Raw genomic sequence first — 22051 nt, 5'->3', positions numbered from 1 at the left:
CGGCTTCCACACAATCATCGCCAGCGTCTGCAGCAGCAGCGACATGCCCATCGCCGTGATCAGCGGCGCCAGCCGCGGTGCGTTGCGCAGGGGGCGGTAGGCGATCTTCTCGATCGTGAAGTTCAGGAAGGTGCACACGGTCACCGCGCACATCAGCGCGATCACCATCAGCGCCCAGCCAGGCAGGCCGGCGTCAGCCAGCAGCGTGACGACTGTCCAGCTGGTGAGCGCACCGGCCATCAGGATCTCGCCGTGGGCGAAATTGATGAGGTTGATGATGCCGTAGACCATCGTGTAACCCAGGGCCACGAGCGCATACATGCTCCCGAGCACCAGGCCATTGATGATCTGTTGCAGAAAAGTCTCCATAACAGGTCTTCCTTTGCTTTTTTGCCGGGCGAAACCGCCGCCCCACTGGGCACAGTCACTGCACGAGCCGTGCCACATCGCAGGACTTGCGGGTAAACACCAGGCCACTCGCGAGTCAAATCCTGGTGTTTACCCTTTGTTTCTAAGACCACTCGCAGTCCGAATCCGCTTTGTCGAGGGTCAAGTCTTGCCTGTGTGGAAAGGTGTCGTTCGTCATGGGCTCGTAACTGGGCGGAATATCGCCCACCCCCTGGCTTCCCTGTGCGGATTTCCACACAGGGAAGCCAGGGGCAGCAGATCCAGCCTCCAGCCATGCCCGGCCCAGCCCTTGCACAGGCGCGACACCCCGGCAGCGATTGGGCACACTACGCCACCTGATGAGCGCACCCCCTGCCCTACTGCAAGCCCTGCCCCCGCCGGATACCCGCCCCTGGTGGCGGCGCTGGGCCGCCCGCCTGCGCAAGCCCAGTGCCCATGTCTGGCTGACCCTGGCCCTGGTGGCGCTGGGGATGTTGCTGGGACAAAGGCTTAGCGAGAACGCCGGCATGGCGCAGCTCGCCGCCGTGGCTAGTGAGCGGCTGGAGCTTTACACCGCCGCGCTGGATGCCGAGCTGGCGCGTCATGACTACCTGCCCAACCTGATCGCCATCGATGAAGAGGTGCAGGCCCTGATCGCCCAGCCCCAGGACAGCACCCTGCGTCGTCGGGCCGACCTGAAGCTGGCGCGCATCACCGTCCGGGCCGGGGCCAGCGCCTCCTACCTGGTGGATGCTCAGGGCAATGTGCTGGCGAGCAGCCAGGCCAGCAACACCGGCAACAACCCGCTGAGCGTCGGCGAGCAGGCGCGCCTGCGGGACGCCCTCCAGGCCCAGGCCCAGCATTTCTTTGCCGTCAATGAGGGCAATGGCAGCACCGAGTACTTCATGCTGCACTTGGTGCGACGCCAGCGGCAGCTGCAGGCCGCGGTGGTTGTTCGACTGAATCTCGCCCCGCTGGAGGCCACCTGGGTGGACCTGGGCCTGCGCTCGCATGGCGAGAAGCTGCTGGTGGTGGATGACAACGAAGTGCTGATCATGTCCTCGGTGCCGGAGTGGAAGTACCGCATCCTGGGCCATGTGACTCCTGAGGTGCGTGCTGCGCTGCAGGCCTCGGGCCGCTACCCCGGAGCGGACCTCCAGGGCATGGGCGTGGACACCGAAGGCATGGAGAAGCAGGACGCCCTGCTGGTGGCCGTGCCCGCTGCCAAGGGCCTGCGCGAGGGCGGCCTGTTGCTGGCCCAGCAGCGGGTGGCCGCGCCGCTGGGTGTTCGACTGGTCACGCTGTCCGACCCGGCCGAGGTCTGGCGCCAGGCGCATTACGCCACCTGGGGTGGCGGCGCTTTCGGGGCCAGCGTGGGCCTGATGAGCCTCTACCTGGCCTCGCGCCGTCGCGCCCTTCGCCAAGTCTTCCAGGCGCAGACGGCCTTGCAGAAGGCCCACGGGGAACTGGAGCGCCTGGTGGATCACCGCACCCGCGAGCTGCGGACCACCAATGAGGAACTGAAGCGCCAGATCGCACAAAGGCTGCAGGCCGAGACCGAGCTGGTCCAGGCAGGCAAGCTGGCCGTGCTTGGCCAGATGTCCGCCGGCATCTCGCACGAGCTGAACCAGCCGCTGACCGCCCTGCGGGCACTCTCAGCCAACACCCTGCGCTTCCTGGAGGCAGGTCGAACGCAGACCGTGGCCGAGAACCTCAAGGCCATCGACAGCGTCGTGGAGCGCATGGCCGCGATCACCCGCCAGCTCAAGAGCTTTGCCCGCAAGGCCGAGAACGCTGCCGAGCCGGCCGTGCTGCAGAGCGCCATCGCCAATGTGCTGCTGCTGCTGGAGCATCGCCTGCGCAGCGCCCAGGTCGAGGTCAGGCAAGACCTGCCCCTGCCCGACAACCTGCGGGTCAAGGCCGACGCCAACCGACTGGAGCAGGTGCTGGTGAACCTGGTGGGCAATGCCATCGATGCCATGGACGAGGTCTCACCCCGCCGCCTGCTGATCAGTGCGCGGCTCGACGGCGAGCGTGTGCGCGTACAGGTGCGAGACAACGGCAAGGGGCTGGACCCTGCCCTGGTGCCGCGCCTGTTCGAGCCCTTCTTCACCACCAAGCCTGCGGGACAGGGCCTGGGCCTGGGGCTGGTGATCTCGTCCAAGATCGTCCATGAATTCGGCGGTACGCTCAAGGCTGTACCGCCCGAGGACATGCCGCATGCGGAGGCCGGTGGCATGTGTTTCGAGTTTGATTTGGCCTGGGAATGACATGTTTGAGGGTTACAAGGTTCTCTTCGTCGAGGACGATCCGCCGGTCAGGCTGAGCCTGTCTCAATCGCTGGAGCTCGCCGGGCTGGAGGTGCAAGCCTGCGGCACCGCCGAGGAAGCGCTGCCGGAGATCGTGCCCGGAGCACAGATCGTGGTGATGAGTGACGTCCGCCTGCCAGGCATGGACGGCATGCGCCTGCTGGAGCACGTGATGAGCGTGGACCCCAGCATCCCCGTGGTGCTGATCACCGCGCACGGGGATGTGGCCATGGCGGTGCAGGCCATGCGCATTGGCGCCTATGACTTCATCGAGAAGCCCTTCGCGCCCGAGCGCTTCGTCGAGACGGCGCTGCGGGCCCTGGACAAGCGCATGCTGCGCAATGCCGTGGACGATCTGCGCTCGCAGCTGCAACGCGCCAACGGGATCGAGGCCGTGCTGCTGGGGCAGTCCGCCGCCATGCAGCAGGTGCGCAAGCAGATCCTCAACCTGGCCGACACCTCGGCCGATGTGATGATCCTGGGCGAGACCGGCACCGGCAAGGAGCTGGTCGCTCGCTGCCTGCACGACCAGAGCAAGCGCCGCGACCGCCATTTCGTGGCCATCAACTGCGGCGGCCTGCCGGAAAATCTGTTCGAGAGCGAGCTGTTCGGCCACGAGCCCGGCGCCTTCACCTCAGCGGCCAAGCGCCGCGTGGGCAAGCTGGAGTTTGCCAACGGCGGCACCCTGCTGCTGGACGAGATCGAGACCATGCCCGTCCCCCTGCAGATCAAGCTGCTGCGGGTGCTGCAGGAGCGCCGCCTGGAGCGCCTGGGCTCCAACGAGGAAGTGCCTATCAATGTCCGCGTGATCGCCGCCACCAAGGCCGACCTCAAGGCCATGAGCGAAGCCCAGCAGTTCCGAGGCGACCTGTACTACCGGCTCAATGTGGCCACCCTGACCTTGCCGCCGCTGCGCGAGCGCCGCGAGGACATCCCCCTGCTCTTCCAGCACTTCATTGCGCAGGCGGCGGCCCGCTACGAGCGCCCCGCGCCGGAGCTGGACCCGCAGCGCCTGCGCGAGCTGATGTCACACGACTGGCCAGGCAATGTGCGCGAGATCCGCAATGCCGCCGACCGCTTCGTGCTGGGTCTGGCGGGTGGCAATGAGACCCAGCTGATCGAGCCTGCGCCGCTGACCCTGTCCAGGCAGATGGACCTGATCGAGAAGACTCTGATCGAGCAGGCCCTGCGCCGCTGCAACGGCAAGATCCCTGCGGTGATGGAGCTGCTGGGGACGCCGAAGAAGACGCTCTACGACAAGCTGCATAGGCACGGGATTGAGCTGGAGAGGTTTCGCAGCGGGGGGTGAGCCATTTCGGCCGACTGCTTGTTCGCGATGATATGACTGGGCTCGAGGAGATGGGTTGAGGTTGACAGCAGAGGTCCGCAATCAACCTGCTGGGAAGAACTTTCAATGCAATGCCACCATCGCATCCGCCGAACTCGACGGATGCAGACTGTCAATTAGCGAGATAGTTCAGCGGACAGCAAAACCATCTGGCATGGCAACCGTGCTGGCCCAGTTGCCTGGGGCGTTTGAGTGCGCCAACGGGATGCGGCCGCATCCGATCGTACAGACCGATGCCACCGAGGGAGCTCCAACGCGCCAGAATCATCCGGCCCGTCGGGACTAACTCCGACGCTGCACCGCATCCGGATCCGCGAGACGATTGCGCCCACCCGTACATACCAAGGGGAAATCCCGGATTCACACACCTAGTGACATCCTCGGTTCATGGAGGCATGCTATGCAAGCCCGTGCGCCCTGACCATCGCGCACGTCAAGAGAATGCACGAGCTGTCCTCCCCGGAGAGCCCGCAGTAAAGGGAGCATCCATTGAAGATCATTCATATTTCGGACCTTCACTTCCACGAGGCCCCGAGTGGGGACGCGAGAAAGCACCGCCATTCGCTGGCATGTTTGCGGGACATTGAACGACTGATTGACGAGCAAAAGCCATCTCATCTGGTCGTTTCTGGCGACATCACCAACATCGGTGACAAGATCAGTCTGGAGCGCGCTTACCAGTGGATCCATGACCAAATCTACTCCGACGGCGAGTACTTCGGTCTGCATGCCGAGGCACGTGGACTGATCCCACTGATCGTCCCAGGCAATCATGACGCATTCAATGCTCCAACTACGGGGGCGGAGTTCAAGAGGTGGCAGTCGTCCCTCAAGAACTTCTTCGGTGTATTCCATCAGTACAAGTGGAAGGATGCGGACAACGGCGTTCGCTACAACTGGCACGAGGAAGACGACCTCTCGGTACTGTTTTGCAGCCTGGACACCTGCTACCTGGGTGACCCCGAGACAGAGCACCTCGGATCAACGATCTCGCTGGACCGGATTGCCAAGGGCAGACTTTCCCGCCGCCAATCCGCGACGATTCTGTCGCTTTACGACAAGGGCATGGCCGGCGAACTCACCAGGTCCGATGGAAGCAAGATTCCCACGGCAAAGTTCCTCGGCGCCTTGAAGGTGCTGGTCATGCATCACTATCTCTTTGAGCCGTCGAATGCTCGTGCCGAACCGCTGCTGCAAATGGCCCAGAAGCGAACCGTCTTCCAGAATCTGGCCATGTCTGACTTCGACGTACTGCTATGCGGACACAAGCACATCGCGGATGTCCACGTCAGCACCTATTCCGACAACTTTGATAGACGCGGTCAGATTCGGCTCGCCTTCAACTACGTCCGCCGCATTCTTGGCATCAAGGCTCTCCCCCTCGGTGTGGACGAAGATGGCAGACGGCTAAGCAAAGCCCTTCGACTGGTCATCGGCCTTCTCGCTGTCACGAAATCGAAGGGCAAGCCACTGGACGAGGAAAGTACTCAAGCCATCATCGGAATACTCCAGAAGTCCCTCAACAACCCGGTAGTCCTCAAGGAGCAACTCCTGAAGTACCTCTCGACAGTGGGAGATGATGGACAGGGTGGCTTGTTCGATGAGTCAGAGATGAACGAGCTCTACACCAAGATCAAGGAGCGGTTTGACCGAAACGACAGAAAGGCGCTGAACGACGCTGCTGAGCGGATGCGCGGGATCATCTCGCATCTGAGTGGTCGGCCCTTCGCGCACATCATGTCCGCCTCGTCCGCGAAAGCATCGGAAGAAGGTTCACGCCATCGCGCGGTCAACGTCTATCAAATCGCGAGCACCGAGACGGGTCATGTTTTCAAGGCCACGCGATTCTCATGGGATCCTCAGAGCCTCAGGTTTGCTCACGCGTTTCAGCAAGACATCCTATTTCCGAAGACCCGTGGCCTGCACTTGTAATGCACGCCTAGGCACGTCCCCAGCTCCAGGCCACCGACTCAGCGATACGCCCCTGGATCCGGCGAATCCGTCGGCTTTGCGATCACCCGCTTGAAAGCCTCCCCCATCGGCAGCTGCAGGTTCAGGCCGCGCGGCGGGATAGGGCTCTGGAACCAGCGCTGGTAGATGGCCTGGATCTCGCCACTGCGGTAGAGCCCAGTGATGACACCGTCCACCAGCCGCTTGAACTGAGGGTCATTGGGTGGAAGGCCGATGGCATAGGGCTCCACTGACAGCGGCTGCTCGGCAATGTAGTACTCCTGCGGGTCACGAACCTGGGCGATCAGGCTGCGCAGCAGCACGTCGTCCATGGCATAGGCCACAGCACGGCCGGTCTGCAGCAGGCGGAAGGACTCCTGGTCGTCCTGCCCCACCAGGATGCGAAAGCCCAGGCCCTTCTGCACGTTGAGCTGGTGCATGTACTGCAGGCTGGTCGTGCCTATGGTCGAGGCCACGGTCAGGCCGCGCAGGTCCTCGACCGTACGCATCATCTGGCCGCGGCGCGAGAGCAGGCGGCTTTCCGCCACATAGGTGGTCGTGGAGAAGGACTGACTGCGCGCACGCTCGGCCGTGTGGGTGGTGATGCCGCATTCCAGGTCCAGGGTGCCGTTGGCAACCAGTGGCATGCGCGTGGCAGAGTTGACGGCAATCTGCTTGACTTCCAGGTCCGGCAGCCGGAGCTGCTCGCGGATGGCGTCGATCACGCGCTCGCACAACTCCACTGAGTAGCCCACCGGCTTGAGCCGGCCGTCTAGGTAGGAAAACGGCAGGGAGGCCGGGCGGTAGCCCAACACGATCACGCCGGTGTCGCGGATGCGCGTGAGTGTGCGCGAAGCCTCGACGCGGGTCGAGGCAGACGGCGCAGGCACCGGTGAGGCCGTTGCCCCCGGAGGCGCCGTGCCCCCGCCAGCACTCTGCGGCACTGCCCAGGCGGGCAGCCCCAGAGCCAGCAGACCTGCTGCGCTGAGCAGACGGCGGCGGCAGTTGGGGGCAGAGTGAAAGCCAGGGGGACGGAACATGCGGCGCAGGAGAGTTGAGCCCTCCTGTCCAGCGCTGCGCTGGCCACGATGGGGACCGGCCGCATTGTGCGCGATGCGGCTCCTGCCGCAAGCGTGCAAGCCCCAGTATTTGCGGGGCTTGCCGGCCTTCTCAGTGACTGGCCTCGGCCTGTGCCTGCTGCATGCCGGCATCAATGCCCTCGTCGTCCAGGAAGTCTTCCGGCGCGACGCGGCTGCTGTCGACCAGGCGGTCATAGGCCGCCTGCTCGGCGCTGACAGCCTTGGGGATCAGGGGCTTGTCCAGCGGGCGGTAGATGCGGCTGCGCAGGCGGTTGAGGCGGTCCGAGTGCGCCGCCTCGCGGGCGTACTGCTCAGGGTCCAGCAGCATGGCGAAGGGATTGGTACTGAAAGGGGTCGGGCGGGTGGACATCAGGGTCTCCTGCAGGCTTGGCGCCTTGTGATGGGTCCACTGTAGGCAAAGCCACCGGGTCGGCCCAGTCGGGCACAGGACAAAGCGCGTGTCGGAAAAAACCTGACGAGACTGTCAGCCGCAGAAGCAGCAGGTCCGCCTAGCAGGTCCGCCTAGCAGGTCCGCCTGTGAGCCTCGTCTCAGTAAGGATAAGGCTCGCTCAAGGCAGCCTGGATGCGCCGCATCAGCTCGGGCCGGCCCGACTGCCGTGCAAAGTCAAGCGCGCTCAAGCCCTTGTCATTCACCAGGCTGGCATTGGCCCCCGCCTGCAGCAGGACCTCCACGGCGTCGGGCGATCCATAGCCTGCGGCCATCATCAGTGGTGTGCTGCCATTGGGCGAGCGGGCATCAAGTTCAGCGCCCTGAGACACCAACCAGGCGGCGACGCCGTTGTCCGGCCCGCTGCAGGCATAGTGCAGGGCCGTGAAACCGGCCTCATTGATCAGCGCCCCGCGACGCACCAGGGCCTGTACCCAGGGCAGGCGCCCACGCAAGGCGGCCAGCATCACAGGGGTTTCACCGGCTTGGTTCAGGGCATTGACATCGGTCTGGGGATGCTCGATGAGCAGCTTCACCACCCGTTCGGACTCCTCCATGATGGCCTTGTGCAAGGCCGTGTTGCGCTGAGCATCCGCCTGGTTGGGGTCCACGCCGGACAGCAGCAGCTTCATCACGAAGCTGGGCTGGTCCCGCGCCGCCGCCAGCATCAGGTCGCGAAACTCGTCGTCGGTCGCAGCCCGGAAGACGGACACGCGCGCAGCCGGTGGCTCGGCGCCGGCGCGCGCAAGCCCCAGGCAGGCCGCCAGGACCAGCAGCAGCGCGCGCCCTGTCCTGCTCATGTCGGCATGCGAAAGAGGCGGCGCACATTGGCCGTCGTGGCTTCTGCCACGGCCTCCACGCTCAGCCCTTTGATGGCTGCCAGTTGAGCGGCCACGTGGGGCACATAGGCGGGGCTGTTGGTCTTGCCACGATAGGGCACCGGCGCCAGGTAGGGGCTGTCGGTCTCGATCAGCAGCCGGTCCAGCGGCAGGGCCGCGGCCACCTCGCGCAGATCGGCCGCGTTCTTGAAAGTCAGGATGCCGGAGAAGGAAACGTAGTAGCCCTTGTCCACCGCGGCCTTGGCCACCTCAAGGCTTTCGGTGAAGCAGTGGAAGACACCACCGGCCTGCTCTGCGCCCTCCTCGTTGAGGATGCACAGGGTGTCGGCCGCACTGGAGCGCGTGTGGATCACCAGGGGCTTGCCCACGCGGCGGGCTGCGCGGATGTGGGTGCGGAAGCGTTCGCGCTGCCACGCCATGTCGTCCAGGCTGCGGCCATTGAGGCGGTAGTAGTCCAGGCCGGTCTCGCCGATGGCAAGCACTCTCTCGTGCTGACTGGCGGCTACCAGCTCATCCTCGCTGGGCTCGTGGACATCTTCGTTGTCGGGGTGCACCCCCACGCTGGCAAAGAGCTGGGCATGGGTCTGCGCCAGGGCCAGCACGGCGGGAAACTCCTCCATTGTCGTGCAGATGGTCAGGGCCTGGCGGACCTGGGACGCCTCCATGGCCGCGAGGATCTCCGGCAACTGGGCGCTGAGCTCAGGAAAGCTCAGATGGCAGTGGGAATCAATGAACATGGCATTGCGATGAAATGAACCCGGCGCCATGGCCCGCCGCAGGCTGCGGCAAGCCCCGGCCAAGCCGGTTCAGAGCGTCTGCGTGGGCTTGGTGGAGGAGATTGCCGTACCCAGGATCTCTTCGATCTTCAGGCGAATCAGGCGTGTCTTCTCGTCACCAGGGAACTTGACGCCGACGCCCTGCGTGCGGCCGCCCGAGGCATTGGCCGGCGTGATCCAGGCCACCTTGCCAGCGATGGGATAACGCTGAGGATCATCCGGCAACGTGAGGATCAGGTAGATGTCTTCACCCAGCTTGTATTCGCGCGGTGTGGGGACGAACAGGCCGCCATCGGCGAAAGCCGGGATGTAGGCCGCGTACAGAGCGCCCTTCTCCTTGAAGACCAGCTGCATCATGCTGGGGCGGGCGCCCCCACCGGGCTGCGCGGCAGCCAGGGCTGCGGCCTGGGACTTGGCGGGGATGTCACTCATGCAGGCAAGTGTAACGAATGCCTCCGGGGCGGTGGCGGGCAGTGGCCCGTGGATCTGTGAGCAATTGAAGGGACATCTTCGCGGAGCGTCAGGGAAGCGCTGGTGCGGACAGCGCCCTCAGGCGTCCTTGCGCACCGACACCCGCATCAGCCGCTGCCCCTGCCCCACCAAGGACTCCAGCAGCAGCGGGGCGTTGACTGGGTGCTCGGCATGGCGGGCGGCTTCCTTGAGTACGCGCGCCCATTCCTGCATGGCATCGGGATTGCGGGGAGCCGGCAGGGCGTCACGCGGGAAGTAGGCGGGCGGCGCACCATGGGCCGTACGGATCAGGTCGGTGGCCAGTCGCTGCATCGCCTCGATGGCGCGCGGCACGGGCCAGTCGCTCAGCGCGGTGGCCTCATTGCGGGCAATGCGCCGCGGCAGTTCCAGCCAGCTCTTGGCCGCCACGCCGTCCTCGGACCACTGCAAGGCCTGTTGCGGCCGGCCGCCGCAGGCATCGAGCAGAACTTCCGGCGAGGCCACGCCGCGCCCGGCCAGCCAGGCCAGAGCCTGATCGCGAGGCGGCAGGCCAAGGGGCACCGGCTGGCAGCGGCTGCGGATGGTGGGCAACAGGCTCTCGGGCGCCGAGCTCGCCAGCACGAAGCGCAGCAGGCCCGCAGGCTCCTCCAGCGTCTTCAGCAGGGCATTGGCCGCCACGGTATTGAGGCTTTCAGCCGGAAACAGCACCACCACCTTGGCGCGCCCTCGGGCCGCCGTGACCTGGGCGAAACCGAGCATGGCGCGCACGGCATCCACCTTGATCTCGCGGCTGGGCTTGCTCTTGCTGACCTTGCCTTCGCCGTCCTTGGCGACTTCGGCCTCATCGGCCTCCAGGCCCAGGGCATCGCGCCAGGCATCAGGCACCAGCAGCATGAAGTCGGGATGCGAGCGGGACTGGAACAGATGGCAGCTAGCGCAGCGTCCGCAGGCCAGGCCTGTCGACAAGGGCGATTCGCACAGCCAGGACTGCGCCAGCGCCAGCGCCATCTCCAGCTGCCCCACCCCCTCAGGCCCCTGCACCAGCAAGGCGTGCGAGCGGGCCTGTTGCAGGGCATGGATCAGCGGACGGTCCAGCCATGGCAGGGCCAGGGCACCGTCTTCCTTGATGCTCACCATCCGCGCTGCTCCAGCAGGGCCACGATCTGGGACCCGACGCCAGCCACATCGACACTGGCATCGATGCGGGCAAAGCGCTGCGGTGCAGCGGCGGCGCGTGCGGCATAGCCGGCGCGCACGCGCTCGAAGAAGTCGAGGTCCTGCTGCTCGAAGCGGTCGGCCGCGCGGGCTGCTGCCCGGCGCGCGGCCGCCATGGCCGGGGGCAGGTCGAACCAGATCGTCAGATCCGGCTGGCGCCCCTCGGTGACCCAGGCCTCCAGCTGCGTCAGCACGGTCATGGGCAGGCCGTTGCCGCCGCCCTGGTAGGCGAAGCTCGCGTCGGTGAAGCGATCGCAGACCACGGTGCGCCCGGCGGCCAAGGCGGGCTCGATGACCTCGCGCACATGGTCACGGCGCCCGGCAAAGACCAGGAGGGCCTCGGTCAGGACGTCCATGGGCTCATGCAGGACCAGCTCGCGCAGGCGCTCAGCCAGTGGCGTGCCGCCCGGCTCCCTGGTGTTGAGCACCTCAGCACCGGCCCGGCGCAGGCGCTCGCTCACGGCAGCGATGTGGGTGGATTTACCCGCCCCGTCTATGCCTTCGAAGGAAATGAATCGGCCGCTCACGCTTATGGTCCTGGAAAGCGCGGGCTCAATGGCCGCGCTGGTATTGATTGACGGCGCGATTATGCGCGGCCAGATCATCGGAGAAGACGCTGCTGCCATCACCCCGGGCCACGAAGTACAGGGCCTTGCTCGGCGCTGGATGCAAGGCAGCCTGCAGGGAGGCCACTCCGGGCATGGCGATGGGCGTGGGCGGCAGACCGCCCCGGGTATAGGTGTTGTAGGGGGTGTCCGCCAGCAGGTCGCGCTTGCGAAGATTGCCGTCGAACGCAGCGCCCAGGCCGTAGATCACCGTCGGGTCGGTCTGCAGCGGCATGCCGATGCGCAGGCGATTGACGAAGACGGAGGCCACCATGGCGCGGTCGGCCGCGGCGCCGGTCTCCTTCTCGACGATGGAGGCCAGGATCAGGGCTTCATCGGCACTCTTCAAGGGCAGTCCCTGGGCGCGCGAGGCCCAGGCGGCATCCAGCTTGCGCTGCATGGCCTGCTGGGCGCGCTTGAGCACGGTGAGGTCGCTGACACCGCGGCTGTAGGCATAGGTATCCGGGAAGAAGCGGCCCTCTGGCGAGACGCCAGGCAGCCCGAGGCGTGCCATCACCGCCCCATCGTCCAGGTCCTGAATCGTTTGCTTGAGTGCGGGCGCCTTGGCCAGCGCCGCGCGGAACTGGCGCCAGGTCCAGCCTTCGATCAGCCGCACCTGTTCCAGCACTTCCTCGCCTCGGACCATCTTGTCAAGCAGGCCGCGAGGCGTGATGCCCTGGCGGACCTCATAGCTGCCGGCACGGATCTGGCGGGCCTGCCCGGACCAGCGGAACCAGTGGTACAGCAGACGGGCATCCTCCTGCACGCCGGCCAGCACCCAGGCCCCCGCCACCTCGCGCGGCGAGGCCCCGGGCTCGATGGACAGCTCCACGGTGGGGGCATTGAGGGTCAGGGGCCGCTGCAGCCACCACCAGGCCGAGCCGGCCAGCGCCAAAGCCGCGAGCAGCAGCAACAGGAATACGGTGCGAAGGAACTTGAACATGCAGAAGACGGATTCCGGGCGACTGAACAATGAAGGCAATGAGCGCGGCCTCGGCAAGGCTCAACCTTGCAGCGCCCAGGGACAGGCGGGGCAAATCATAATTCGCCCATGAGCCAAGCATTGCCCAGCACAAGTACCACCGCCCTGCCCGCGCCCGCACTGGCCGCGGGGATTGAGGGTGCCATCCGCCTCGAAGACTGGGGCGTCATCGCCGCCCTCGGAGATGACGCCGCCAAATTCCTGCACAGCCAGCTGACGCAAGACCTGGCCCTCCAGACGCCCCAGCAGGCGCGCCTCGCGGGCTATTGCTCGCCCAAGGGCCGCTTGCTGGCCACCATGGTGGCCTTCAAGCCCGCCTCGGACGCCGTGCTGCTGGCCCTGCCCGCCGAACTGCTGCCGCCAACGCAGAAGCGCCTGTCCATGTTCGTGATGCGCGCCAAGTGCAAGCTTGTCGATGCCAGCGCCAGCCAGCCCGGCGGCTGGACTGCATGGGGCATGGCCGGCCAGGCAGCCCAGAAGTGGCTGCGTGCCGAGGGCACGGCAGCGCCCTGGTCCGTCATCAGCAAGGTCTTGCCAGATGGCCGCCTGGCCTGGGCGACCCGCTTGCCGGATGCCGGCACGCGGGATGGCGGCGTGGCGCGCTACCTGCTCCTGGCCCCGGCCGATGCTCCAGGGCCTGATCTGAGCGGCATCAGCCCTTCGGAGTGGGCTGCACTGGATGTCGCCTCCGGCCTGGCCTGGGTGCGCGGCGCCACGGTCGAACAGTTCGTGCCACAGATGCTGAACCTGGAACTGCTGGGCGGGGTCAACTTCCAGAAGGGCTGCTATCCCGGCCAGGAGATCGTGGCCCGCAGCCAGTACCGCGGCACCATCAAGCGCCGGACCTTCGCCTTTGCCTGCGACGCTCCGGCGCAGATCGGCCAGGAGGTCTTCCATAGCGAGGATCCCGAGCAGCCCGCCGGCCTGGTGGCCAGTGCGGCGCCGCAGGGCCAGGGCAGCCTGCTGCTGGTCGAGACCAAGCTGGCAGCGCTGCAATCCGGCAGCCTGCACCTGGGTTCGGCCCAAGGCCCGGCACTGAGGCCGCAGGCGCTGCCCTACGAGATCACGGAGCCGCAATGAACCAAGGTCGCCCAGGCATCGAGCGCTTCGTCTACTACCGCGTCCATGAATCGGACGCGGCAGCGGCGCTGCAGGCCTTTCAGCAGGCTATACCCGCGGGCAGCGTGCGCCTGATGCGCCGCCTCGATGCCGGCGCGGGCGCACTGCAGACCTGGATGGAAATCCACGCAGCCGACACCGGCGCGCAGACGGAACCCGCCCTGGCCGCAGCCCTGGGCCCTTTCATCCAGGGCCCGCGGCATCTGGAACAGTTCGTACCGGTCTGAGGGTGGCGCCAGCCAGCGGAGCTCAGAGCGAGCGCACCATCTCCACGTGCTGGATGCCCGCTTCCTCGAACAGCGGGCCGCGCTGCTGAAAGCCCGCCCTCATGTAGAAACTGGCGGCAGAGAGCTGGGCATGCAGCAGCACCTCGCGGTCACCGCGCTCGCGTGCTGCCTGCATGAGCGCCTCCAGCACCTCGCGCCCGATGCGGGCGCCCCGCATGCTGCGCATCACCGCCATGCGGCCTATCTTGGCCACGCCAGGCACATGCTCCAGCAGGCGCCCGGTGGCCAGGGGCACGCCCAGGCGGTTGTAGGCCACCGCATGCACGCAGCTGGAATCGGCGGCATCCCACTCCATCTCGGCCGGGATCTTCTGCTCCTGCACGAAAACCGCCTGCCGGATGGCGCTGGCGTGCCCGCCCAACTGATCCCAGTCGCCCACCCGGACCGTCACCATGGCTTCCCCCGCCTCGAAACCCAGCAAGGTGTCGCGCAGGGCCTGGGGCACGGGCAGTGGACGCTGGCTGCTGACGTCGGCAAAGACATAGACCAGCTCGCCGTGCACCAGCAGCTCATCGCCACGGAAGACGGCACACTGCACGGTCATGGAGGTGGTGCCCACGCGGGCACAGCGCACGCCGATGTCCAGCAGGTCGTCGTAATGGGCCGAGCCCAGATACTCCACAGTGGACTTGCGCACGAAGAGATCGCCGCCCAGCGTCTTCATGGTGTCGGCATACGGCAGGGCCAGTGCACGCCAGTAGGCACCCACGGCGGTGTCGAAATAGCCCAGGTAGTGGGCGTTGAAGACGATCTGCTGCGCGTCGATCTCGGCCCAGCGCACGCGCAGACGCTCAAGGCAGCGGAAGTCCTGTCGGGTCATGGTCTTCATGGTTTCAGGGCCTCCTTCAGGGCCTCAGCGCAGGCGCCCAGGGCGTGCAGGGCTTCGGGGATGGTACGGCCCATCTTGATGAAGTCGTGGGTCACGCCGCGGAACAGCTCCAGCTGCACCGCCACGCCTTGGCTGCGCAGCAGATCGCCATAGGCCAGGCCCTCGTCAACCAGGGGGTCGCACTCGGCCAGGATCAGCGCGGCCGGCGCGAGATCCGCATGGTCCGGGGCCTCAAGCGGCGCAAAGCGCCAGTCCTTGCGATGGTGGTGCTCGATGTAGTGGTCGAAGAACCACTGGATGGACGAGGCGTCCAGCAGAAAGCCCTGCGAAAAGAGCTTGTGGGAAGCCGTGTCGGCATGCGCGGTGGTGCCCGGCGTGATCAGCAACTGCAGGGCCAGCGGCTGGCCCTGATCCCTGGCATGCAGGGCACAGACGGCGGCCAGTGTGCCGCCAGCGCTGTCGCCCCCGACCGCCAGGCGGCTGCCGTCCAGGCCAAGGGCCGAGGCGGCACCGGGCAGCCACTTCATCACGGCCCAGCAGTCGTCGACGGCGGCCGGGAACTTGTGCTCCGGGGCCAGGCGGTAATCCAGCGCGATCACCGCGCAGCCGCTGCGCAGGGCGAGTTGGCGGCACAGGCTGTCGTGGGTCTCCAGGCTGCCGATGGTGAAGCCGCCGCCGTGGAAGTACAGCAGCACGGGCAAGACGGCGTCGCTTGGCGCATACAACCGTGCCTGCAGAGGGCCAGCAGCGCCGGGCACTGTCAGGTTCTCGACGCGAGCCAGCGGTGCGCGCGGCAGGTCCAGGATCTCGGCCCCCATCAGGTAGCCAATGCGGGCCTGCTTGGGCGTCAGGCTGTGGAAGGCCGGTCGGTTGGCGCGGTGGATGCGCTCCAGCACCGCTGCCATGCGCGGTGTCAACAAGGTGCTACTCAAAGGGGACTCCAGGGCTTAGGCTGCAGCGCATCGCGCGGCGGCCAGGGCGGGCATTTTCGCAGACCGGCCAAGGCTTGCTTGCAGGGCCCCGAAAACCAGAAGGACCGTCCATGGCATTGATCCGCTTCGTCAATCCCGTCTACCTTGAGGCTGGTGCACGGCTGCGCCTGGGCGAGGAGGCGCGCGCGCTGGGCTTTCGGAAGCCCTTGGTGATCACCGACCGCGGCGTGCGGGCAGCTGGTGTGCTTGACCTGGCACTGGAAGGTCTGAGCGGCTGGCCGCTGGCCATTGAAGACGGCACGCCCGGCAACCCGACCGAGACGGCAGTCCGCGAGGCCTTGCAACGCTGGCGTGACGAAGGCTGCGACGGGCTCATTGCCATCGGCGGCGGCTCCAGCATCGACCTGGCCAAGGGTCTGGCGCTGATGGCCACCCATGACGGCCCCCTTCACCACTACGCGACGATCGAGGGCGGCAGCGGCCGCATCGGCCCGCGGGCACTGCCCCTGATCGCGGTGCCCACCACGGCCGGCACGGGCAGTGAGGTGGCACGAGGCTCGCTGCTGATCACGGACGACGGCCGCAAGCTGGGCTTCCATTCCTGGCACCTGCTGCCACGCCTGGCCCTGTGCGATCCGGTGCTCACCCAGTCCCTGCCGCCTGGCCTGACAGCCGCCACAGGCATGGACGCCCTTGCCCATTGCCTGGAGACCTTCATGTCTGCCGCCTTCAACCCGGTGGCGGATGGCATCGCGCTGGAGGGCCTGCGCAGGGGCTGGGCCGCCATCGAGCAGGCCGTCCGCCAGGGGGATGATCTGGAGGCGCGCCTGCAGATGATGTGCGCCAGCGCCATGGGGGCCATGGCATTCCAGAAGGGTTTGGGCTGCGTGCATTCGCTGAGCCATGCGATTGGCGGGCTTCATCCCCAGGCGCACCATGGCACGCTCAATGCCGTCTTCCTGCCGGCGGTCCTGCGCTTTAATGCCCGCCATGTGAGCATGCAGGCCGAGGCCAAGCTGGCGAGGCTGGCCCAGGCCATGGGCCTTGCAGACGCGGCGCCAGAGGCACTGGCCGAGGCCCTGCGCCAGCGCACGCAAGACCTGGCGCTGCCCACGCGCCTGTCTGACATGGGTCTGGACTTGTCGGATGCTGATCTCATCATCGAGCGGGCGCTCAAGGACCACTGTCATGGGACGAATCCGAGAGAAGCGAGTGCCGGGGATTACGCGGGGCTTCTGCGGAACTGCGCTTGAGAGCGTGAACTCGGTGGGAGCTTGCGTGGCCCCTTGCCAGCAGGCCTCACGCGAGTGTTGAGCGCCCTCCCACACCCAGGCTCCGCATCCTGCGAGGCATGTCGGCAGCTCACTCGCCCAGGGTGTCGATGCAGGCCACAATGAAAAGGCCTGACACCTTGCGGGGTCAGGCCTTGCCTCTGGATCCCTCCGGAGCCCAGGCTCGAGCCGGGCATCCGGGCGAATCGACCGATCAGCCGTGCTTCTTGTCGAAGAACTGCTCGTCCTCGGTCGAGCCCTTGAGGGCGGCGGTGGAGGCCTCGGCCTCGATGGTGGTGGTCACGGCATCGAAATAACCGGTACCGACCTCACGCTGATGCTTGACGGCCGTGAAGCCACGGTCGGCGGCGGCGAACTCCTTCTCCTGCAGCTCGACGAAGGCGCTCATGTTGTTGCGCGCATAGCCGTAGGCCAGGTCGAACATCGAGTAGTTCAGGCTGTGGAAGCCGGCCAGGGTAATGAACTGGAACTTGTAGCCCATGGCGCCCAGCTCGCGCTGGAACTTGGCAATGGTGGCGTCGTCCAGATTCTTCTTCCAGTTGAAGGAAGGCGAGCAGTTGTAGGCCAGCAGCTTGCCGGGGAACTTGGCGTGGATGGCGTCAGCAAAGGCCTTGGCAAAGGCCAGGTCGGGCTTGCCGGTCTCGCACCAGATCATGTCGGCATAGGGCGCATAGGCCAGGCCGCGGCTGATGGCCTGGTCCAGGCCGTTGCGGGTGCGGAAGAAGCCTTCCACGGTGCGCTCGCCGGTGCAGAAGGGCTTGTCGTTGTCGTCCACGTCGGTGGTGACGAGGTCACCGGCTTCGGCGTCGGTACGGGCCAGCAGCACGGTCGGCGTGCCCATCACGTCGGCGGCCAGACGGGCGGCGACCAGCTTGGCCACGGCCTCGCGGGTCGGGACCAGCACCTTGCCGCCCATGTGGCCGCACTTCTTGGCGGCAGCCAGCTGGTCTTCGAAGTGCACGCCGGCGGCACCGGCCTCGATCATCGACTTCATCAGCTCGAAGGCATTCAGCACGCCGCCGAAGCCGGCTTCGGCATCGGCCACGATGGGGGCGAAGAAGTCGGTGTCGTTCTTGCCTTCGCTCCACTGGATTTCGTCAGCGCGCTTGAAGGTGGCGTTGATGCGCTTGACGACCTTGGGCACCGAGTCCACCGAATACAGGGACTGGTCGGGGTACATCTCGCCATTGCTGTTGGCATCGCCGGCGACCTGCCAGCCGGACAGGTAGATGGCCTTCAGGCCGGCCTTGACCTGCTGCATGGCCTGGTTGCCAGTCAGGGCGCCCAGGGCGTTGATGAAAGGCTCGGTGTTGACCAGGTTCCACAGCTTCTCGGCACCGCGCTGGGCCAGGGTGTGCTCGATCTTCAGGGAGCCGCGCAGGCGCACCACGTCAGCGGCGGTGTAGCCGCGCTTGATGCCCTTCCAACGGGGGTTCTCGGCCCAGTCCTTTTCGAGGGCGGCGATTTGCTGTTCACGGGTCAGAGTCGTCATGCTTAGCTCCTGGTGAGATGTGAAACGAAGAACTCGTTGGACTCAAATCTAGAGCCTGGGCAGGTCTTTGTGGTGACTTATGTCTTATATAAGACTAAAAATCTTTCTCTTATAAATCAACAACTTAAATTGCAGATTTCGTATTGCAAAACGATTTTTACCATGATGAGAAATCTTGCTGCATCGCAGCAGCGTTCCTTTTTGCGATCTGAAATGCGGATTGCGCATCGTGAAATATCGAGTCCTGGAAGCCAACGAGGGTCCGGTCGTTTTCGTAGTGCGGGAGCAAAAGAATCATCAGGCAGAGCTGCTGAGCTACCGTTGGGACATCCATGCCGTATTGCGGAATTCAGATCGATCTGTCGTGCCGCCTTTTCACCAGTCGGAACCAGTCGGGCAGAAAAAAGGCCGCTGGTATCGCCAGCGGCCTGGAGGGTGACAGGCGGGGCGAAGGGCCCCGCCGATCCCGCGCTTACTTGGCAGGCACCACGCCGGCATTACCGGTCAGCACCGGGGTGTGGGGACCTGCCGCAGGGGCCTGGGCCAGGGGCTTGCGCTTCTTGTCGCGCACCAGGTAGGAGTACAGCACCGGCACCACCACCAGGGTCAGCAGCGTGGAGGTGATCACCCCGCCGATGATGGCCCGGCCCATGGGCGCCTGCAGCTCGCTGCCCTCGTTGAGCGCCATGGCCATGGGCAGCATGCCGAAGATCATCGCCGCCGTGGTCATGATGATGGGGCGCATGCGGATCAGGCCGGCCTCCAGCAGGGCTTCGCTGACCGTGGCGCCGGCCTTGCGAGCGTGGTTGGCGAAGTCCACCAGCAGGATGGCGTTCTTGGTCACCAGGCCCATCAGCATCACCAGGCCGATCATGGAGAAAACGTTGAGCGTCGAACCCCAGAACAGCAGGGCCAGCATCACCCCGATCAGGGCCAGGGGCAGCGAGGCCATGATGGCGATGGGCTGGATGAAGCTGCCGAACTGGCTGGCCAGCACGATGTAGATGAAGATCACCGCCAGACCCATGGCCGAGAGCAGGCCCTTGAAGGCCTCGGCCTGTTGCTTGCCGGCTCCATCGACCTTGAAGCTGACGCCCGGGGGCAGCTGCATGTTCTTGACGATCTTCTGTACGTCGGCATTGACCTCCCCGGCACTGCGGTCCTTGACCGCGGCATACACGGCCTCGCGGCGCTGCAGGGACTCGCGGCGGATCACCTCGGGGTTGAACACCGGCTCGATGGTGGCCACCTGGTCCAGGCTGATGGGACTGCCGTCCTTGGCAAAGGCCACGGGCAGCTTCTGCATCTGGTCGATGCGTTCGCGCTGGGCCTGCGGCAGGCGCAGCAGCACCTCGACCTGGTTGCCGTCCGGCGTGGTCCAGTACGTCGCCACCTCGCCGTTGACATAGGCGCGCAGAGACGATGCCAACTGCGGGGCGGTGAGGCCCAGCTCGCGCACGGCCGATTCCTTCAGCTTGACCGCGAAGGCGGGCAGGCCGGGCTTGACGGTGGTGTCCACGTCGACGGCGCCGGGCACCTTGCGGATGGCGGCGGCCAGCTCGTTGGCGGCCTTGGTCAACTGCTCGGAGTCGTTGCCCAGCAGGTTGATCCACACGGGACGGTCGAAGCCCACCGACAGCTCGATGCCGGGGATGCGGGCCAGGTCCTCGCGCATGGCGTCCTCGATCTGCTTCTGCGTGCGCTTGCGGTCCTTGCGGTCCGTCAGCGCGATGTTGAGCACGGCCTGGTTGCGGCCCGTGGCCATGCCATCGCCAGAGGCACCCACCACGGTGGACACGGTCTTGATCTCGGGATAGCTCTTGAGGATCTCCTCGACCTGCGCCACCTTGGCATCGCCGCGTTCCAGGCTGGTCGCCACGGGCATGCGCAGGCTCAGCTGGGTGAAGCCCTGGTCGGTCTGGGGCACGAACTCGCTGCCCACGAAGCCCGCCAGCACGAGGGCCATGACGAAGCTCATGAAACCGCCCCACATCACCAGGCCGCGGGGTGTCAGGGTGGCAAAGCGCAGGCGACGCTTCTGGCTGCGGTCACGCTGGCCCTGATCGTCGAAGGGACGGCCATAGGCGGGCACCGGCGGCACGAAGACGCGGTAGCGGCGGCCGCTGAAGACCCAGCGGATCACGCGTTCGTAGGTGCCATGCAGCACGTCCATGACGCGGTCGGTGCCGTTGATCAGGTGGCGCAGTCCCCAGAACTTGCGCAGCCAGGTGCTGGGCGGGTCCTTCCAGATGCTGGACATCATCGGGTCCAGCGTGAAGCTCACGAACAGCGAGACCAGCACGGCCACCGCCACGGTGATGCCGAAGGGATGGAAGAACTTGCCGATGATGCCGCCCATGAAGGCCACGGGCACGAACACGGCGCAGATGGCGAAGGTGGTGGCCATCACGGCCAGGCCGATCTCGTTGGTACCGTCGAAGGCGGCCTGGTGGTGGTCCTTGCCCATGCCCACGTGGCGGACGATGTTCTCGCGCACCACGATGGCATCGTCGATCAGCAGGCCGATGCACAGCGACAGCGCCATCATCGTCATGAAGTTCAGCGTGAAGCCGAAGGCATGCACGGCCAGGAAGCTGGAGATCACGGCGATGGGCAGGGTCAGGCCGGTGATGATGGTCGAGCGCCAGCTGTGCAGGAACAGGAAGACGATGGCCACGGTCAGCAGTGCGCCCTCGATGAGGGTGTGGCGCAGGCCGTCCAGGGAGCCCTTGACCCAGTCGCTGTTGGCGTTGATCAGGCGCAGTTCCACGTCCTTGGGCAGGGTCTTGCGCAGTTCTTCCATGGCCTCCTTGACGGCCTCGCCGGTGGCCACCACGTTGGCGTCCTGCTGCTTGAAGACGCTGAAGGTGACGGCGGGCTTGCCGTTGATGCGGGCGATGGTGGTGGCCTCGCGCTCACGCTCGACCAGGGTGCCCAGGTCGCCCAGGGTCAGCACGAGGTTGCCACGGCGAGCCACGACGATCTTGGCGAATTCCTTGGGGTCCTTCACCCGGCCCTCGACGCGCAGGATGGCGTCGCTGAGCTTGTCGGAGAGCAGGCCCACGGGCTGGTCGGCATTGGCCTCGCGCAGGGCGGTGGCCACCTCGGCCGGCGTCACGCCATAAGCACGCAGGCGCTGCGGGTCCAGGTCCACACGCACTTCGCGGGAGACCATGCCGCCGATGTCCACCAGGGCCACGCCCTCCACGCGCGTCAGGCGCTTGGAGACGGTCAGCTCGGCCATCATGGAGAGCTCGCGCGCCGAGCGGGTCTCGCTGATCAGCGACATCACGACCACGGGCTGCTGGTTGTCCCCCTGGAAGCGGGTGATGGTGGGTGGCTTCACGTCACGCGGAAAGCTGGCCTGCACCATGCCGACGCGGTCGCGGATCTCCTGCATGCCGCGGTTCATGTCGGCATTCAGGTTGAACATCACCCAGACCTGGCTGCGGCCTTCATAGGCACGCGAGCGGATGGTGTCCACGCCGGCGATGGTGTTGAGCGATTCCTCCAGCGGGCGCAGGATCTCGCGCTCGATGGCCTCGGGCGAGGCGCCGGGATAGGCGACGTCGATCTGCGCACCGGGGAAGCTGATGTCTGGCATGGGCTCGACGCCCAGCTTGGAATAGGCGAACAGGCCCATCACGCACAGGGCCACCATCACCATGGTCGCGAAGACCGGGTTCTGGATGGAGACGCGGGTCATCCACAT

Annotated in this window: 20 protein-coding genes; 7 read left to right on the top strand and 13 right to left on the bottom strand. The window is 66.1% G+C overall.

All coding sequences use genetic code 11. The annotated features are described in order from the left end of the window. On the bottom strand, positions 1 to 369 hold a 369-nt coding region (locus ACS5PK_RS09570), incomplete at its 3' end, for a branched-chain amino acid ABC transporter permease (protein ID WP_439440006.1). A 377-nt stretch (positions 370 to 746) separates the two neighbouring features. Here ACS5PK_RS09570 and ACS5PK_RS09565 point away from each other — a divergent pair. From ACS5PK_RS09565 to ACS5PK_RS09555, 3 genes are all read left to right on the top strand, one after another. Next, on the top strand, positions 747 to 2657 hold the full coding sequence (locus ACS5PK_RS09565; protein WP_439439993.1) for a sensor histidine kinase: 1911 nt from the start codon (positions 747 to 749) through the stop codon (positions 2655 to 2657). Between the two features lies 1 nt (position 2658). After that, on the top strand, positions 2659 to 4005 hold the full coding sequence (locus tag ACS5PK_RS09560) for a sigma-54-dependent transcriptional regulator (RefSeq protein WP_439439992.1): 1347 nt from the start codon (positions 2659 to 2661) through the stop codon (positions 4003 to 4005). Between the two features lie 528 nt (positions 4006 to 4533). Beyond that, a complete protein-coding gene (locus ACS5PK_RS09555) occupies positions 4534 to 5976 on the top strand; it encodes a metallophosphoesterase family protein (protein WP_439439991.1) in 1443 nt (480 codons plus the stop codon). A gap of 38 nt (positions 5977 to 6014) precedes the next feature. On the opposite strand, the gene ACS5PK_RS09550 is transcribed toward ACS5PK_RS09555, so the two are convergent. The 8 genes from ACS5PK_RS09550 to mltG all read right to left on the bottom strand — a co-directional run bounded on the left by ACS5PK_RS09550 (position 6015) and on the right by mltG (position 12349). Next, a complete protein-coding gene (locus tag ACS5PK_RS09550; RefSeq protein ID WP_439439990.1) occupies positions 6015 to 7034 on the bottom strand; it encodes an amino acid ABC transporter substrate-binding protein in 1020 nt (339 codons plus the stop codon). 130 nt (positions 7035 to 7164) lie between these two features. Beyond that, on the bottom strand, positions 7165 to 7443 hold the full coding sequence (locus tag ACS5PK_RS09545; protein ID WP_439439989.1) for a hypothetical protein: 279 nt from the start codon (positions 7441 to 7443) through the stop codon (positions 7165 to 7167). Between the two features lie 179 nt (positions 7444 to 7622). Next, complete coding sequence (locus ACS5PK_RS09540) at positions 7623 to 8321, bottom strand: ankyrin repeat domain-containing protein (protein WP_439439988.1); 699 nt, start codon at positions 8319 to 8321, stop codon at positions 7623 to 7625. Then, the gene (locus ACS5PK_RS09535) at positions 8318 to 9097 is read right to left on the bottom strand and encodes a TatD family hydrolase (protein ID WP_439439987.1); all 780 of its coding nucleotides are present in this window, start codon (positions 9095 to 9097) and stop codon (positions 8318 to 8320) included. The genes ACS5PK_RS09540 and ACS5PK_RS09535 overlap by 4 nt, the downstream gene beginning before the upstream one ends. Before the next feature lie 69 nt (positions 9098 to 9166). After that, a complete protein-coding gene (locus ACS5PK_RS09530) occupies positions 9167 to 9490 on the bottom strand; it encodes a PilZ domain-containing protein (protein WP_269632896.1) in 324 nt (107 codons plus the stop codon). 195 nt (positions 9491 to 9685) lie between these two features. Continuing rightward, entirely contained in the window at positions 9686 to 10723 is a 1038-nt protein-coding gene (locus tag ACS5PK_RS09525; protein WP_439439986.1) for a DNA polymerase III subunit delta', read from the bottom strand. Continuing rightward, on the bottom strand, positions 10717 to 11334 hold the full coding sequence (gene tmk / locus ACS5PK_RS09520) for a dTMP kinase (protein WP_439440005.1): 618 nt from the start codon (positions 11332 to 11334) through the stop codon (positions 10717 to 10719). Before tmk ends, ACS5PK_RS09525 begins: the two co-directional genes overlap by 7 nt. A gap of 19 nt (positions 11335 to 11353) precedes the next feature. Further along, complete coding sequence (gene mltG / locus ACS5PK_RS09515) at positions 11354 to 12349, bottom strand: endolytic transglycosylase MltG (RefSeq protein ID WP_439439985.1); 996 nt, start codon at positions 12347 to 12349, stop codon at positions 11354 to 11356. A gap of 108 nt (positions 12350 to 12457) precedes the next feature. On the opposite strand from mltG, the gene ygfZ reads away from it, so the two are divergent. Beyond that, positions 12458 to 13468: a CAF17-like 4Fe-4S cluster assembly/insertion protein YgfZ gene (gene ygfZ / locus ACS5PK_RS09510; RefSeq protein ID WP_439439984.1), complete on the top strand. Its 1011-nt coding sequence runs from the start codon at positions 12458 to 12460 to the stop codon at positions 13466 to 13468. After that, entirely contained in the window at positions 13465 to 13734 is a 270-nt protein-coding gene (locus ACS5PK_RS09505; protein WP_439439983.1) for a DUF4936 family protein, read from the top strand. Before ygfZ ends, ACS5PK_RS09505 begins: the two co-directional genes overlap by 4 nt. A 22-nt stretch (positions 13735 to 13756) precedes the next feature. On the opposite strand, the gene ACS5PK_RS09500 is transcribed toward ACS5PK_RS09505, so the two are convergent. After that, positions 13757 to 14614, bottom strand: coding sequence for a YbgC/FadM family acyl-CoA thioesterase (locus ACS5PK_RS09500; RefSeq protein WP_439440004.1), 858 nt, complete (start codon positions 14612 to 14614; stop codon positions 13757 to 13759). 5 nt (positions 14615 to 14619) lie between these two features. Next, the gene (locus ACS5PK_RS09495; RefSeq protein WP_439440003.1) at positions 14620 to 15528 is read right to left on the bottom strand and encodes an alpha/beta hydrolase; all 909 of its coding nucleotides are present in this window, start codon (positions 15526 to 15528) and stop codon (positions 14620 to 14622) included. A gap of 137 nt (positions 15529 to 15665) precedes the next feature. On the opposite strand from ACS5PK_RS09495, the gene ACS5PK_RS09490 reads away from it, so the two are divergent. Beyond that, positions 15666 to 16808: an iron-containing alcohol dehydrogenase gene (locus ACS5PK_RS09490; RefSeq protein ID WP_439439982.1), complete on the top strand. Its 1143-nt coding sequence runs from the start codon at positions 15666 to 15668 to the stop codon at positions 16806 to 16808. 232 nt (positions 16809 to 17040) lie between these two features. Here the strand turns inward: ACS5PK_RS09490 and aceA are convergent, their stop codons facing one another. Next, positions 17041 to 18339, bottom strand: a complete 1299-nt coding sequence (gene aceA / locus ACS5PK_RS09485) for an isocitrate lyase (protein ID WP_430765637.1) — start codon at positions 18337 to 18339, stop codon at positions 17041 to 17043. A 175-nt stretch (positions 18340 to 18514) separates the two neighbouring features. Here aceA and ACS5PK_RS09480 point away from each other — a divergent pair, with 175 nt between their 5' ends. Beyond that, positions 18515 to 18778: a hypothetical protein gene (locus tag ACS5PK_RS09480; RefSeq protein WP_439439981.1), complete on the top strand. Its 264-nt coding sequence runs from the start codon at positions 18515 to 18517 to the stop codon at positions 18776 to 18778. A 33-nt stretch (positions 18779 to 18811) separates the two neighbouring features. Here the strand turns inward: ACS5PK_RS09480 and ACS5PK_RS09475 are convergent, their stop codons facing one another. After that, positions 18812 to 22051 carry an efflux RND transporter permease subunit gene (locus ACS5PK_RS09475; protein WP_439439980.1) on the bottom strand — a complete coding sequence of 1080 codons (3240 nt, stop codon included), beginning with the start codon at positions 22049 to 22051 and terminating at the stop codon, positions 18812 to 18814.

The sequence above is a fragment of the Roseateles sp. DB2 genome (genome assembly GCF_051857535.1).
In the GTDB taxonomy this organism is placed as follows: domain Bacteria; phylum Pseudomonadota; class Gammaproteobacteria; order Burkholderiales; family Burkholderiaceae_C; genus Roseateles_B.
The sequence above is the reverse complement of the archived record's forward strand: the minus strand, read 5'-3'. Positions and strand labels throughout refer to the sequence as shown.

Bases quoted from the DNA above. Each gene is read 5' to 3' on its own strand.
- ACS5PK_RS09565 (WP_439439993.1), top strand. From the start codon at position 747: ATGAGCGCACCCCCTGCCCTACTGCAAGCCCTGCCCCCGCCGGATACC.
- ACS5PK_RS09560 (WP_439439992.1), top strand. From the start codon at position 2,659: ATGTTTGAGGGTTACAAGGTTCTCTTCGTCGAGGACGATCCGCCGGTC.
- ACS5PK_RS09550 (WP_439439990.1), bottom strand. From the start codon at position 7,034: ATGTTCCGTCCCCCTGGCTTTCACTCTGCCCCCAACTGCCGCCGCCGT.
- ACS5PK_RS09545 (WP_439439989.1), bottom strand. From the start codon at position 7,443: ATGTCCACCCGCCCGACCCCTTTCAGTACCAATCCCTTCGCCATGCTG.
- ACS5PK_RS09540 (WP_439439988.1), bottom strand. From the start codon at position 8,321: ATGAGCAGGACAGGGCGCGCGCTGCTGCTGGTCCTGGCGGCCTGCCTG.
- ACS5PK_RS09535 (WP_439439987.1), bottom strand. From the start codon at position 9,097: ATGTTCATTGATTCCCACTGCCATCTGAGCTTTCCTGAGCTCAGCGCC.
- ACS5PK_RS09530 (WP_269632896.1), bottom strand. From the start codon at position 9,490: ATGCAGCTGGTCTTCAAGGAGAAGGGCGCTCTGTACGCGGCCTACATC.
- ACS5PK_RS09525 (WP_439439986.1), bottom strand. From the start codon at position 10,723: ATGGTGAGCATCAAGGAAGACGGTGCCCTGGCCCTGCCATGGCTGGAC.
- mltG (WP_439439985.1), bottom strand. From the start codon at position 12,349: ATGTTCAAGTTCCTTCGCACCGTATTCCTGTTGCTGCTGCTCGCGGCT.
- ygfZ (WP_439439984.1), top strand. From the start codon at position 12,458: ATGAGCCAAGCATTGCCCAGCACAAGTACCACCGCCCTGCCCGCGCCC.
- ACS5PK_RS09505 (WP_439439983.1), top strand. From the start codon at position 13,465: ATGAACCAAGGTCGCCCAGGCATCGAGCGCTTCGTCTACTACCGCGTC.
- ACS5PK_RS09500 (WP_439440004.1), bottom strand. From the start codon at position 14,614: ATGACCCGACAGGACTTCCGCTGCCTTGAGCGTCTGCGCGTGCGCTGG.
- ACS5PK_RS09495 (WP_439440003.1), bottom strand. From the start codon at position 15,528: ATGGCAGCGGTGCTGGAGCGCATCCACCGCGCCAACCGACCGGCCTTC.
- ACS5PK_RS09490 (WP_439439982.1), top strand. From the start codon at position 15,666: ATGGCATTGATCCGCTTCGTCAATCCCGTCTACCTTGAGGCTGGTGCA.
- aceA (WP_430765637.1), bottom strand. From the start codon at position 18,339: ATGACGACTCTGACCCGTGAACAGCAAATCGCCGCCCTCGAAAAGGAC.
- ACS5PK_RS09475 (WP_439439980.1), bottom strand. From the start codon at position 22,051: ATGTGGATGACCCGCGTCTCCATCCAGAACCCGGTCTTCGCGACCATG.